This is a genomic window from Enterobacter sp. Ap-867, from assembly GCF_011752855.1.
GTDB lineage: Bacteria > Pseudomonadota > Gammaproteobacteria > Enterobacterales > Enterobacteriaceae > Cedecea.
Window position 1 is genome coordinate 72378 of record NZ_VWWS01000011.1, and the last position, 12783, is coordinate 85160.

At 54.6% G+C, this 12783-nt stretch carries 12 protein-coding genes; 8 read left to right on the forward strand and 4 right to left on the reverse strand.

The features are described from left to right. Positions 1-7: 7 nt before the first annotated feature. Positions 8-808 carry a 3'-5' ssDNA/RNA exonuclease TatD gene (tatD, locus tag F3J26_RS21530; protein ID WP_166995903.1) on the forward strand — a complete coding sequence of 267 codons (801 nt, stop codon included), beginning with the start codon at positions 8-10 and terminating at the stop codon, positions 806-808. Next, positions 805-1827, forward strand: a complete 1023-nt coding sequence (gene hemB, locus F3J26_RS21535; RefSeq protein WP_008455454.1) for a porphobilinogen synthase — start codon at positions 805-807, stop codon at positions 1825-1827. Before tatD ends, hemB begins: the two co-directional genes overlap by 4 nt. A 46-nt stretch (positions 1828-1873) precedes the next feature. Here hemB and rfaH read toward each other — a convergent pair whose 3' ends face one another. Then, positions 1874-2362, reverse strand: a complete 489-nt coding sequence (gene rfaH, locus F3J26_RS21540; protein WP_008455452.1) for a transcription/translation regulatory transformer protein RfaH — start codon at positions 2360-2362, stop codon at positions 1874-1876. 180 nt (positions 2363-2542) lie between these two features. Here rfaH and ubiD point away from each other — a divergent pair, with 180 nt between their 5' ends. Together ubiD and fre are read left to right on the forward strand one after the other, a co-directional pair. Continuing rightward, complete coding sequence (gene ubiD / locus F3J26_RS21545; protein ID WP_085938888.1) at positions 2543-4036, forward strand: 4-hydroxy-3-polyprenylbenzoate decarboxylase; 1494 nt, start codon at positions 2543-2545, stop codon at positions 4034-4036. A gap of 47 nt (positions 4037-4083) precedes the next feature. Next, positions 4084-4785, forward strand: a complete 702-nt coding sequence (gene fre, locus F3J26_RS21550) for an NAD(P)H-flavin reductase (protein ID WP_008455448.1) — start codon at positions 4084-4086, stop codon at positions 4783-4785. Positions 4786-4904: 119 nt separating this feature from the next. On the opposite strand, the gene fadA is transcribed toward fre, so the two are convergent. Continuing rightward, complete coding sequence (gene fadA, locus F3J26_RS21555; protein ID WP_008455446.1) at positions 4905-6068, reverse strand: acetyl-CoA C-acyltransferase FadA; 1164 nt, start codon at positions 6066-6068, stop codon at positions 4905-4907. 9 nt (positions 6069-6077) lie between these two features. Further along, positions 6078-8267 carry a fatty acid oxidation complex subunit alpha FadB gene (gene fadB / locus F3J26_RS21560; protein WP_166995905.1) on the reverse strand — a complete coding sequence of 730 codons (2190 nt, stop codon included), beginning with the start codon at positions 8265-8267 and terminating at the stop codon, positions 6078-6080. Between the two features lie 190 nt (positions 8268-8457). Here fadB and pepQ point away from each other — a divergent pair, with 190 nt between their 5' ends. The 4 genes from pepQ to hemG are packed head-to-tail and all read left to right on the forward strand — an operon-like array spanning position 8458 to position 12441. Beyond that, the gene (gene pepQ / locus F3J26_RS21565; protein WP_166995906.1) at positions 8458-9789 is read left to right on the forward strand and encodes a Xaa-Pro dipeptidase; all 1332 of its coding nucleotides are present in this window, start codon (positions 8458-8460) and stop codon (positions 9787-9789) included. Continuing rightward, a complete protein-coding gene (locus F3J26_RS21570; protein WP_008455441.1) occupies positions 9789-10403 on the forward strand; it encodes an IMPACT family protein in 615 nt (204 codons plus the stop codon). The genes pepQ and F3J26_RS21570 overlap by 1 nt, the downstream gene beginning before the upstream one ends. A 41-nt stretch (positions 10404-10444) precedes the next feature. Further along, positions 10445-11896, forward strand: coding sequence for a Trk system potassium transporter TrkH (gene trkH, locus F3J26_RS21575; protein ID WP_008455438.1), 1452 nt, complete (start codon positions 10445-10447; stop codon positions 11894-11896). An 11-nt stretch (positions 11897-11907) separates the two neighbouring features. Continuing rightward, entirely contained in the window at positions 11908-12441 is a 534-nt protein-coding gene (gene hemG / locus F3J26_RS21580; RefSeq protein WP_166879461.1) for a menaquinone-dependent protoporphyrinogen IX dehydrogenase, read from the forward strand. Positions 12442-12477: 36 nt separating this feature from the next. Here the strand turns inward: hemG and F3J26_RS22615 are convergent. Next, positions 12478-12783: hypothetical protein (locus F3J26_RS22615; protein ID WP_205246594.1), on the reverse strand; the 306-nt coding region annotated here is incomplete at its 5' end.

The window sequence follows — 12783 nt, forward strand, 5'->3', positions numbered from 1 at the left end:
GGGAGAGATGTTTGATATTGGCGTGAATTTAACCAGTTCTCAATTCGCAAAAGATCACGAGGATGTGGTCGCTCGCGCATGGCAGGCTGGCCTGAGTGGCATGATGTTGACCGGTACCAACCTCCATGAAAGTGAACAAGCGTTACGCCTGGCGCAGCAGCATGAAAAGTGCTGGTCCACCGCCGGAGTGCATCCCCATGATGCCAGCCAGTGGAATGACGAAACTGCGGGTGCCATCCGCCGTTTAGCGGCGGCCCCGCAGGTCGTCGCTATCGGCGAATGCGGTCTGGATTTTAACCGTAACTTTTCTACTCCTGCAGAGCAGGAACGCGCTTTCACCGCGCAGTTGGCGCTGGCCGCGGAGCTGATGATGCCGGTATTTTTACACTGCCGGGATGCACATGAACGTTTTCTTGCGCTACTTGACCCCTGGTTGGATCAACTGCCCGGCGTGGTGCTGCACTGCTTTACCGGAACTGAAGAGGAAGCCCGCGATTGCCTGCTTCGCGGACTGTTTATCGGCATTACCGGCTGGGTTTGCGACGAGCGCCGTGGCCTGGCACTAAGAGAGTTACTTCCGGTTATCCCCGCTCAGCAACTGCTGCTGGAAACCGATGCGCCCTATTTGTTGCCCCGGGATCTACAACCAAAACCTGCGTCCCGCCGCAACGAACCCTGTTATCTGCCCCATATCCTGAATAAGGTCGCCGAATGGCGCGGTGAAGACCCGGCCTGGCTTGCGCAGGTAACAGATGACAATGCTCGTCGGTTATTCCGACTGGGTTTTAATCAGGAGAAAGTTAAATGAGCTATGCATTTCCCGGTACGTTTCCCGGGCGTCGTATGCGCCGCGTACGTCGTCATGACTTCAGCCGTCGTCTTGTGGCTGAAAACCAGCTGACGGTAAACGACCTTATTTACCCTGTGTTTGTCATGGAAGGCCACAACCAGCAGCAGGAAGTGCCGTCTATGCCGGGGGTTTATCGTATGACTATCGATCAACTGCTGAAAGAAGCAGAGGCGGTCGCGAAGCTGGGCGTCCCTGTGCTCTCTTTGTTCCCGGTCATTGAAAGCGACGGGAAATCGCTGCATGCGGAAGAAGCCTATAACCCAAATGGCCTGGTACAGCGCGCTGTGCGTGCGCTGAAAGATGCTGTGCCTGAGCTTGGGTTGCTGACTGACGTTGCCCTGGACCCTTACACCACTCACGGGCAGGACGGTGTCATTGACGCTGATGGCTATGTGATCAACGACGTCACTCGCGAGATTCTGGTTCGTCAGGCCCTTTCCCATGCTGAAGCCGGGGCCGAAATTGTCGCGCCTAGCGATATGATGGATGGACGTATTGGCGCTATCCGGGACCGGTTAGAAGCTGATGGCTTCGTGAATACCCAGATCATGTCCTATGCCGCAAAATATGCTTCCTGCTACTACGGCCCGTTCCGGGATGCCATTGGCTCTTCCGGTAACCTGAAGGGCGGCAATAAGAAGACTTACCAGATGGATCCGGCTAACAGCGACGAAGCTTTGCAGGAAGTGGCGCAAGATCTGCAGGAAGGGGCCGACATGGTGATGGTGAAACCTGGGATGCCTTATCTCGACGTTGTGCGCCGCGTGAAAGACACCTTTGGGGTGCCAACATTTGCCTACCAGGTATCCGGTGAATATGCCATGCATATGGCTGCGATTCAGAATGGCTGGCTGGCCGAAAAACCGGCCATTATGGAATCTTTGATGTGCTTTAAGCGTGCTGGCGCGGATGGCGTGCTGACGTATTTCTCAAAACGTGTTGCCCAATGGCTGCACGATGAGCAGATGCAGCGCTAGTTGCGATTCAGGAAGAAAGAGGCCAGCATTTGCTGGCCTCTTTGCATTAAACCTTGCGGAAGTCGGTATTCCTGATGCTTTGCTGCACCTGCTTATTCAGTAAATTCAGCAGCAACATTGAGCGAGCTTCACCGTCTGGTTCAGCGAAGATGGCTTCTAATCCCTTGAAGGCCCCTTCGGTAATCACCACGCTATCGCCGGGATACGGCGTTTCTGGGTCGAGGATATTCTCTATTTGATAGTGCATCAGTTCATGAATCACTGTTTCCGGAACCGTTGCCGGCTGCGCGCCGAAGCGAACAAAATGGCTGACGCCACGGGTGGAATTCACCGTGGTGGTATGGATGGATTCTGGATCGAACTCGACAAACAGGTAATTAGGGAACAGAGGCTCGCTGACCGCAGCTCTTTTACCACGCACCATTTTTTCCAGCGTGATCATTGGTGTAAGACAATTAACTTCCTGGCGCTCAAGATGCTCTTTGGCGCGCAGTAATTGACCACGTTTACAGTAAAGAAGATACCAGGATTGCATAATTTCTCTTTTCGCCCGCTTCAGCGCGTCAGAATAACAAAACGTCCTTCGCAGAGATACACAGCTTCAGTATAACCTGTCCGGGGGCGGCCGGCAGGCGGCCAGTTTCACGCTAATTTAACAAAAATACAGCATGGTGGCGGTGAAGTCCGTATAATGACGCCCAAATCCGACGTCACGATAAATTGCATGAAATACCACGACCTACGCGAATTTCTTGCGCTGCTTGAGCAGCAGGGCGAACTCAAACGTATCGCATTGCCTGTCGATCCGAATCTGGAAATGACCGAAATTGCCGATCGCACGCTGCGAGCCGGTGGCCCGGCTTTGCTGTTTGAAAACCCGAAAGGCTACACCATGCCGGTGCTATGTAACCTGTTTGGAACGCCGAAACGCGTAGCGATGGGCATGGGGCAGGAGGACGTTACTGCCCTGCGTGAAGTCGGGAAACTGCTGGCTTTCCTTAAAGAACCGGAGCCGCCAAAAGGCTTTCGCGACCTGTTTGATAAGCTGCCGCAGTTCAAACAAGTTCTGAATATGCCGACTAAACGTCTGCGTAATGCACCTTGCCAGGAGCAGGTTTGGGAAGGGGATGAGGTCGATCTTAATCGCATTCCGATCATGCGCTGCTGGCCGGAAGACGTCGCCCCGCTGATTACCTGGGGGTTAACGGTCACCCGTGGTCCGCATAAAGAGCGCCAGAATCTGGGGATTTACCGCCAGCAGCTGATCGGCAAAAACAAGCTGATTATGCGCTGGTTGTCTCATCGCGGCGGTGCGCTGGACTTCCAGGAATGGTGTGAGGCTCACCCGGGTGAGCGCTTCCCTGTCTCCGTAGCGCTTGGCGCAGATCCCGCAACCATTCTTGGGGCGGTGACGCCGGTGCCGGATACGCTTTCCGAATATGCTTTTGCCGGGCTGCTGCGCGGGACCAAAACCGAGGTCGTGAAATGTATCTCCAACGATCTTGAAGTTCCTGCAGGTGCAGAAATTGTGCTGGAAGGTTACATTGAGCCTGGTGAAATGGCACCGGAAGGCCCGTATGGCGACCATACGGGGTACTACAACGAAGTGGATAGCTTCCCGGTATTCACCGTAACCCACGTCACCCAGCGGCAGGATGCGATTTACCATTCCACCTACACTGGCCGCCCGCCGGATGAGCCTGCGGTGCTGGGTGTGGCGCTTAATGAAGTGCTGGTACCCATCCTGCAAAAGCAATTTCCGGAGATTATTGATTTCTATCTCCCGCCGGAAGGGTGTTCATACCGACTCGCGGTAGTGACGATTAAAAAACAGTATGCCGGACATGCCAAGCGAGTCATGATGGGGGTTTGGTCGTTCCTGCGTCAGTTCATGTACACCAAGTTTGTTATTGTGTGTGATGACGACGTCAATGCACGCGACTGGAACGATGTTATCTGGGCGATCACTACGCGTATGGATCCGTCCCGTGATACGGTGCTGGTGGATAACACGCCGATAGACTATCTGGATTTTGCCTCCCCGGTTTCCGGGCTAGGCTCTAAAATGGGACTGGACGCCACCAATAAATGGCCGGGCGAAACCCAGCGTGAATGGGGGCGCCCAATCAAGAAAGATGTTGAGGTATGCGCGCGTATTGATGCAATCTGGGATGAACTGGCTATTTTTGATAACGACAAAGGCGCCTGAGTGGCGACCTTTACGGTTTAGCATTATTGACCCGACAGAGGGGACGCATGACAACCTTAAGCTGTAAAGTGACCTCGGTAGAAGCGATAACCGACACGGTATATCGCGTTCGATTGCTGCCGGAAGGCGATTTCTCATTCCAGGCCGGGCAGTATTTGATGGTGGTGATGGATGAGCGGGATAAGCGCCCGTTCTCTATGGCTTCCACGCCGAGCGAGCGTGAGTTCATTGAGTTACATATTGGTGCCTCTGAGCTCAACCTCTATGCCATGGCGGTAATGGACCGTATTCTGAAAGGGCAGGAAATTGTGGTTGATATGCCACACGGTGATGCGTGGCTGCGCGAAGATGAAGACCGTCCTCTTATCCTGATTGCCGGCGGCACGGGGTTCTCTTACGTTCGTTCTATTCTGCTGACGGCGCTGGCGCGTAACCCAGAGCGTGAAATTGCAATCTATTGGGGCGGCCGTGAAGAGAAGCATCTTTACGACCTGGCCGAGCTGGAAGGGCTGACCCTGCAGCATCCTAATCTGCGTGTTGAAGCCGTGGTTGAGCAGCCGGAAGAAGGCTGGCGTGGCCGGAGCGGGACTGTACTCACCGCCGTTATGCAGGATCACGCTTCACTGAGCGGGCACGATATCTATATCGCAGGTCGTTTCGAAATGGCGAAAATTGCCCGTGAACTGTTCTGCAACGAGCGCGGGGCGTTGGTTGAACATATGTTCGGCGACGCTTTCTCCTTTATTTAAGGCCGTTCGTCGTCAGAATAAGCCACCGCATCGTCGGTGGTTTTTTTTATCTTTCAGATATAAAAAACCCGCCCCTGACAGGCGGGAAACACGGCAACTAAACTCAGTTTCGTTTTTTATTAAACGCGTTCAAATACGGTCGCGATGCCCTGACCCAGGCCAATACACATGGTAGCCAGGCCAAACTGCGCGTCGCGACGCTCCATCAGGTTGATAAGCGTGGTGCTGATACGCGAGCCGGAGCAGCCCAACGGGTGGCCCAGCGCGATCGCGCCACCGTTCAGGTTGATCTTTTCGTCGATCTTATCCATCAGCCCCAGATCTTTAATGCACGGCAGGATCTGGGCGGCAAACGCTTCGTTCATCTCAAACAGGTCGATATCCTGAGCGGTCAGGCCCGCTTTTTTCAGCGCTAGTCGGGATGCAGGCACCGGGCCGTAACCCATAATAGACGGGTCGCAGCCGACGACGGCCATCGAGCGAACGCGTGCGCGAATTTTCAGGCCCAGCTCTTTGGCGCGAGTTTCGCTCATCAGCAGCATCGCGGATGCCCCATCGGACAGCGCCGAAGATGTGCCTGCGGTGACGGTGCCATTCACCGGATCAAAAGCAGGTTTCAGCGCCGCCAGCCCTTCAACCGTGGTTTCCGGGCGAATCACTTCATCGTAGTCGTAACGCTTCAGAACGCCGTCGGCATCGTGACCGCTGGTCGGCATAATTTCCGCTTTGAAGTGCCCGGCTTCTGTGGCAGCCCAGGCGCGCTGATGGGAACGCGCGGCAAACTGATCCTGCATTTCACGGCTGATGCCGTGTAAGCGGGAAAGCATTTCAGCCGTCAGGCCCATCATGCCCGCAGCTTTTGCCACGTTGCGGCTGAGGCCAGGGTGGAAATCAATCCCGTGGGTCATCGGTACGTGGCCCATATGTTCCACGCCGCCGATCAGGCAAGCATGCGCGTCGCCGGTTTGAATCATGCGTGCTGCATCGTGCAGCGCCTGCATGGAGGAACCGCACAGGCGGTTCACCGTGGTGGCTGGCACTGAATGAGGAATTTCCGCCAGAAGCGATGCATTGCGGGCAATATTGAAACCCTGCTCAAGCGTCTGCTGGACGCAGCCCCAGTAGATATCGTCCAGCGCTGCGGCTTCGAGTGCCGGGTTACGGGACAGGATACTGCGCATCAGATGCGCCGACAGATCCTCAGCGCGAACGTTGCGGAACGCGCCGCCTTTCGAGCGGCCCATCGGCGTACGGATGGCATCAACAATAACAACCTTTTCCATGTTCACTCCTCAGGCGCTTTTCAGGTCACTGGTCGGGCGGGCTGGCTCGACCGGGGGATAGTACGGCTCGTTGCGTGATGCTTTGGCCTTAAGGCCTTCAGGCACGACGTACAGCGGGCCTAGGTTTTGGTACTGCTGCGCCATGTCGAAATACTTCGCGCTACCCAGGGTGTCCAGCCAGCGGAACGCGCCGCCGTGGAACGGAGGGAAACCGAGGCCGTAAACCAGCGCCATATCGGCTTCTGCCGGGCTGGCAATCACGCCTTCTTCGAGGCAGCGAACCACTTCGTTGACCATTGGGATCATCATGCGGGCGATAATTTCTTCGTCGCTGAAGCTGCGCTTAGGCTGGCTCACGTCTGCCAGCAGGCCATCAACAGCTTCGTCCTGGTCTTTGCGCGGTTTGCCTTTGCTGTCTTCTTTAAAACGATAGAAGCCCTGCTGGGTTTTCTGGCCGTAGCGTCCGGCATCAAACAGAACGTCGATTGCGTCGCGGTAATCTTTGTTCATACGCTGCGGGAAGCCTGCGGCCATGACCGCCTGTGCGTGATGGGCGGTATCAATTCCGACCACGTCCAGCAGGTAAGCCGGGCCCATCGGCCAGCCGAACTGTTTTTCCATCACTTTGTCGATCTGGCGGAAATCCGCGCCGTCGCGCAGCAACTGGCTAAAGCCTGCAAAGTAGGGGAACAGCACGCGGTTGACGAAGAAGCCCGGGCAGTCATTGACCACGATAGGGGTTTTACCCATTTTGCTTGCCCATGCCACCACTTTGGCGAGGGTGGCGTCTGAGGTTTTTTCTCCGCGAATGACTTCAACCAGCGGCATGCGATGCACCGGGTTGAAGAAGTGCATCCCACAGAAGTTTTCCGGGCGTTTCAGCCCGCTTGCCAGTTCGCTAATCGGGATGGTTGAGGTGTTGGAAGCCAGCACGGCATCAGGGCGAACCTTATCTTCGGTTTCTGCCAGCACCGCTTTTTTCACTTTCGGATTTTCAACTACGGCTTCAACGACAACGTCTACACGATCGAACCCTGCGTATTCCAGCGTTGGCTGAATGGTTGAAATCACCTGTGCCAGCTTCATGCCGTCAATTTTGCCGCGCTCAAGCTGTTTGTTCAGCAGCTTGCTGGCTTCATTAATGCCCAGCGCCAGCGACTTCTCGTTAATGTCTTTCATTAATACCGGCACGCCTTTCCAGGCGGACTGATAAGCAATGCCGCCGCCCATAATACCCGCGCCGAGTACGGCCGCGTGTTTAGGCGTTTCGATATCTTTGGTGAGTTTTTTCGCTTTGCCTTTGACAAACTGATCGTTCAGGAAGATGCCGACCAGCGCGCGGGCTTCATTGGAACGAGCCAGCGGCACAAAGCTTTGGGTTTCCAGCTTCAGGGCTTCATCGCGGCCAAGACCGGCGGCAGCTTCAATGGTTTTTACCGCAGTCATTGGCGCTGGGTAATGCTTCCCGGCGATCTGCGCCACCATGCCTTTAGCAATGGTGAAGCTCATACCGGCTTCGATTTTGCTTAAACGTAACGGCTCAAGTTTCGGGGCGCGCTTTGCCTGCCAGTCCAGCTCGCCTTTGATCGCCTGGCGGAGGACTGCCAGTGCGCCGTCACGCAGTTTTTCGGTTTTTACCACACCATCAACCAGGCCAAGTTTTTGCGCTTCTGCTGCGCCAACGTCTTTGCCCGCGGTGATAATTTCAAGCGCGCTATCGGCACCCAATAAACGCGGCAGACGAACGGAACCGCCAAAGCCCGGCATAATGCCTAGCTTAGTTTCCGGCAGGCCAATACGGGTATCCGGCGTTGCCAGACGGTAATCGGTTGCCAGTACACATTCGCATCCGCCGCCCAGCGCGTAACCATTCACCGCGGCGATGGTTGGGACGGGCAAGTCTTCCAGGCGGTTAAACACGCTGTTGGCAAATTGCAGCCAGTGGGTCAGCTGTTCGGCAGGGACCAGGAACAGCGACAGGAATTCGGTAATGTCGGCGCCAACGATGAAGGCGGATTTGCTGGAACTCAGCAGCAGGCCTTTGAGGTTAGGCTGTTTTTCAAGTACGGCCAGCGCTTCGCCGAGGCTGGCGACGGTCGCTGTATCCAGCTTGTTGACGGAGCCGGGGGCATCAAAAACCAGTTCGGCGATGCCGTCTTCCAGCCAGTCGAGATGTAGGGTTTCACCTTGGTAGAGCATGTCAGTCTCCTGAATCCAGCAATGGGATCTGGTCGTACCAGATGAAGCGGAGTGTGGAATTGATGTTAATGAAATGCAAATTTCTCTTTAAATATTTGCAAACTCGATCACAGGCGGCGGAAATAACTCGGCGGTTTGTCCGGTATGCTAAGATGCGATGCGAACAGAGACAAAAACAGAAGGATAAATTATGGAATCACTGGCCGCGCTGTATAAAGATCATGTGGCAACGCTACAGGAGCGTACCCGCAACGTTCTGGCGCGTTTTAACCTTGATGCATTACTTATTCACTCCGGGGAGCTGTTCAATGTCTTCCTCGATGATCATGCCTATCCGTTTAAAGTAAACCCGCAGTTCAAAGCCTGGGTGCCGGTGACCCAGGTACCTAACTGCTGGCTGCTGGTGGATGGCGTGAATAAGCCGAAGCTGTGGTTCTATCTGCCGGTGGATTACTGGCACAACGTGGAGCCGCTGCCGGAATCCTTCTGGACCGACGATATTGAAGTGATTGCGCTGCCAAAAGCCGACGGTATCGGCAGCCAGCTGCCTGCCGCACGCAGCAATATTGGCTACATTGGCCCGGTGCCAGAGCGTGCATTACAGCTGGATATCACGCCAGCCAACATCAACCCGAAAGGGGTTATCGACTATCTGCATTATTATCGCGCTTATAAAACGGACTACGAGCTGTCCTGCATGCGCGAAGCACAGAAAACGGCAGTCGTCGGCCATCGCGCTGCGCACGAAGCGTTCCTGTCCGGCATGAGCGAATTCGATATTAACATCGCTTACCTGACGGCGACCGGACACCGCGATACCGATGTGCCGTATGGCAATATCGTGGCGCTCAATGAGCATGCTTCGGTGCTGCACTACACTAAGCTGGATCATCGCGTACCTGCCGAAATTCGGAGCTTCCTGCTGGACGCTGGCGCTGAATATAACGGCTATGCCGCCGACCTGACGCGGACCTGGACGACCCAAAGCGACAGCGATTTCGCTCATCTGATTAAAGACGTGAACGAAGAGCAACTGGCGCTGATCGACACTATGAAGTCCGGTGTGCGCTATACCGATTACCACATCCAGTTCCATCAGCGTCTGGCTAAGCTGCTGCGTCGCCACAAGCTGGTCAACGACATCAGTGAAGAGGCGATGCTGGAAGCCGGGATCACTACCCCGTTCATGCCGCACGGCATCGGGCATCCGCTTGGGTTGCAGGTTCACGATGTAGCCGGGTTTATGCAGGACGATACCGGGACGCATCTGGCTGCACCTTCGCAGCATCCTTATCTGCGCTGTACCCGCGTGCTGGAACCTCGCATGGTGCTGACCATCGAGCCAGGCTTGTACTTCATCGAATCACTGCTGGCACCGTGGCGTGAAGGGCAGTACAGCAAACACTTCGACTGGAAGCGTATTGAGGCGCTGAAGCCGTTTGGCGGCATCCGCATTGAAGATAACGTCGTTATCTATGAAAACAGCATCGAAAACATGACGCGTAACCTGAAGCTCGCGTAATGGAAAGTTGGCCAATCCCTGCCGAGCCCGTCACGGTCAGCGAGGAGATCAAGAAAAGCCGCTTTATTACCTTTGTCGCCCATACGGATGGGGTAATAGCGGCTAAAGCATTTGTTGAGAAAATCCGGGCTGAACACCCGGACGCTCGTCACCATTGCTGGGCGTGGGTTGCTGGCGCGCCGGATGACTCGCAGCAGCTAGGTTTCTCGGATGATGGTGAGCCTGCAGGCACCGCAGGGAAACCTATGCTTGCCCAACTGATGGGAAAAGGTATTGGTGAAATCACTGCGGTGGTGGTGCGCTACTACGGTGGGGTGAAGCTGGGTACTGGTGGCCTGGTGAAAGCCTATGGCGGCGGCGTACAGCTGGCGTTAAACCAGCTTTCTACAGTGCTCAAAGTGCCGTTAACCGAATATACTTTGCATTGCGACTATTCGCAGCTGGCGGGTGTGGAAGCGCTACTCAAGCAAAGCGATGGTCTTATTGTGGAAAGCGACTTCCAGGCCATCGTTGCTATGCGCGTAGCGTTGCCGCAAACCCAGGTGGCTGCCTTCAACGCCAGGCTGAGTGACTTTAGCCGCGGTGCGTTGCATTTATTGCCGTTTGAACAATAATCCCACCTCGTTATTTATAGATATTTAAGGAAGCGGCTGAAATGCATTTTCGCGCCATTACCCGAATCGTTGGCCTGTTGGTTATCCTCTTTTCCGGAACCATGATACTCCCCGGCTTAGTGGCTCTAATCTATCGAGACGGTGCCGGCCGCGCCTTTACCCAAACCTTTTTTGTTGCGCTGGCGATAGGTTCTTTACTGTGGTGGCCAAATCGCCGTGAGAAAAGGGATCTCAAACCGAAGGAAGGCTTCCTGATCGTTGTGCTGTTCTGGACTGTGCTGGGCAGCGTGGGTGCGCTGCCGTTTGTCTTTGCCGAGCGGCCGAATCTGACGGTAACAGACGCCTTTTTTGAATCCTTTTCTGGCCTGACAACGACCGGCGCGACAACGCTGGTGGGGCTGGACTCTTTACCTCATGCGATTCTTTTCTATCGGCAAATGCTGCAATGGTTCGGCGGGATGGGGATCATCGTCCTGGCGGTGGCCATCTTGCCTATTCTTGGCGTCGGTGGGCTGCAGCTGTATCGGGCAGAAATGCCGGGGCCGCTTAAAGATAATAAAATGCGCCCGCGTATCGCCGAAACGGCAAAGACGCTGTGGCTCATTTATGTCCTGCTGACGATTGCTTGCGCGCTGGCGCTTTGGTTCGCGGGGATGCCGGCGTTTGATGCTATCGGACATAGCTTCTCTACTATTGCGATTGGTGGCTTCTCGACACATGATGCGAGCGTGGGCTACTTCAATAGCCCAACCATCAATACCATTATTGCTATCTTCCTGCTGATCTCTGGCTGTAACTACAGTCTGCACTTCTCCCTGCTGAGCGGGCGTAGCCTCAAAGTGTACTGGCGCGATCCGGAATTTCGGATGTTTATCGGTGTACAGCTCTCGCTGGTTCTGGTCTGTACTCTGGTGCTTTGGTTCCATAATACCTACCAGTCAGCCTGGCAGACTTTGAACCAGGCTTTCTTCCAGGTCGTGTCGATGGCGACCACCGCGGGCTTTACCACGGACAGCATCGCTCGCTGGCCGCTATTCTTGCCGGTTTTGCTGCTCTGCTCTGCCTTCATCGGCGGCTGCGCCGGGTCTACCGGCGGTGGCCTGAAAGTGATTCGTATCCTGCTGCTGTTTAAACAAGGTAACCGCGAGCTGAAACGCCTGGTACACCCGAATGCCGTTTACAGCATCAAGCTTGGGAACCGGGCCTTGCCGGAACGAATTCTTGAAGCCGTATGGGGATTCTTCTCTGCTTATGCGCTGGTGTTTATCGTCAGTATGCTGGCTATCATCGCGACCGGCGTCGATGACTTCTCTGCTTTTGCCTCTGTTGCTGCAACGCTTAATAACCTGGGCCCGGGCCTTGGCGTCGTTGCCGACAACTTTGCCAGCATGAATCCCGTGGCCAAATGGATCCTGATCGTGAATATGCTGTTTGGCCGCCTTGAAGTATTTACCCTGCTAGTACTGTTCACGCCTACTTTCTGGCGCGAGTAACCGGAGCCTGTGTGAAAACCTTAATTCTGTTTTCGACCCGAGATGGTCAAACTCGTGAGATTGCTTCTTATATCTCTTCTGAACTGAAAGAGCTGGGCGTGGAGAGCGATGTGGTCAATCTCCATCGCTGCGAGGAACTTGCCTGGGCTAATTACGACCGGGTGATCATTGGTGCTTCTATTCGCTACGGACATTTCCATGCCTCTGTTGAGGCGTTCGTGAAAAAGTATCAGCTGCAGCTGAAGGAGCGCGCGAGTGCATTTTTCGCGGTCAATCTTGTTGCCCGTAAACCAGAGAAGCGTTCGCCGCAGACGAATCCTTATACCCGCAAGTTTTTGCTTAACTCGGTTTGGCAGCCCGATCATTGTGCCGTGTTTGCCGGTGCATTGCGTTACCCGCGTTATGGCTGGCTGGACCGCTTCATGATCCGCTTAATTATGAAAATGACCGGCGGTGAAACGGATACAAGTAAAGAAGTGGTTTATACCGATTGGCCGCAGGTAGCCCGATTTGCCCGTGAAATTGCACAGTTAAGCACCAAATAGCGTTGTAAATAAGCGGGTTGGCGAAAAAGAATGCGGTCAGAAAGTTTTTTTAAATAAACGCTTGTCACCGGCGAAGAACTCCCTATAATGCGCCTCCACTGACACGGAACAACGGCTTGCAAAGCGGCGTGTCAGGCGGAGTGAAGCGAAAAATAAATGCTTGACTACGCAGCGGGAAAGCGTAATATGCACAGCCCGCGCTACTGAGAAAGTAGCACTGCTCTTTAACAATTTATCAGACAATCTGTGTGGGCACTCGCAGGATTGATATCTCAGCATCTTCGGATGCAAACAAATATCAAGTCTTGAAGAGTGACTACTGATTTTATAAACAGTTTTAAT

Coding starts and splice junctions, on each gene's coding strand:
- tatD (WP_166995903.1), top strand. CDS start 8: ATGTTTGATATTGGCGTGAATTTAACCAGTTCTCAATTCGCAAAAGAT.
- hemB (WP_008455454.1), top strand. CDS start 805: ATGAGCTATGCATTTCCCGGTACGTTTCCCGGGCGTCGTATGCGCCGC.
- rfaH (WP_008455452.1), bottom strand. CDS start 2,362: ATGCAATCCTGGTATCTTCTTTACTGTAAACGTGGTCAATTACTGCGC.
- fre (WP_008455448.1), top strand. CDS start 4,084: ATGACAACCTTAAGCTGTAAAGTGACCTCGGTAGAAGCGATAACCGAC.
- fadA (WP_008455446.1), bottom strand. CDS start 6,068: ATGGAAAAGGTTGTTATTGTTGATGCCATCCGTACGCCGATGGGCCGC.
- fadB (WP_166995905.1), bottom strand. CDS start 8,267: ATGCTCTACCAAGGTGAAACCCTACATCTCGACTGGCTGGAAGACGGC.
- pepQ (WP_166995906.1), top strand. CDS start 8,458: ATGGAATCACTGGCCGCGCTGTATAAAGATCATGTGGCAACGCTACAG.
- F3J26_RS21570 (WP_008455441.1), top strand. CDS start 9,789: ATGGAAAGTTGGCCAATCCCTGCCGAGCCCGTCACGGTCAGCGAGGAG.
- trkH (WP_008455438.1), top strand. CDS start 10,445: ATGCATTTTCGCGCCATTACCCGAATCGTTGGCCTGTTGGTTATCCTC.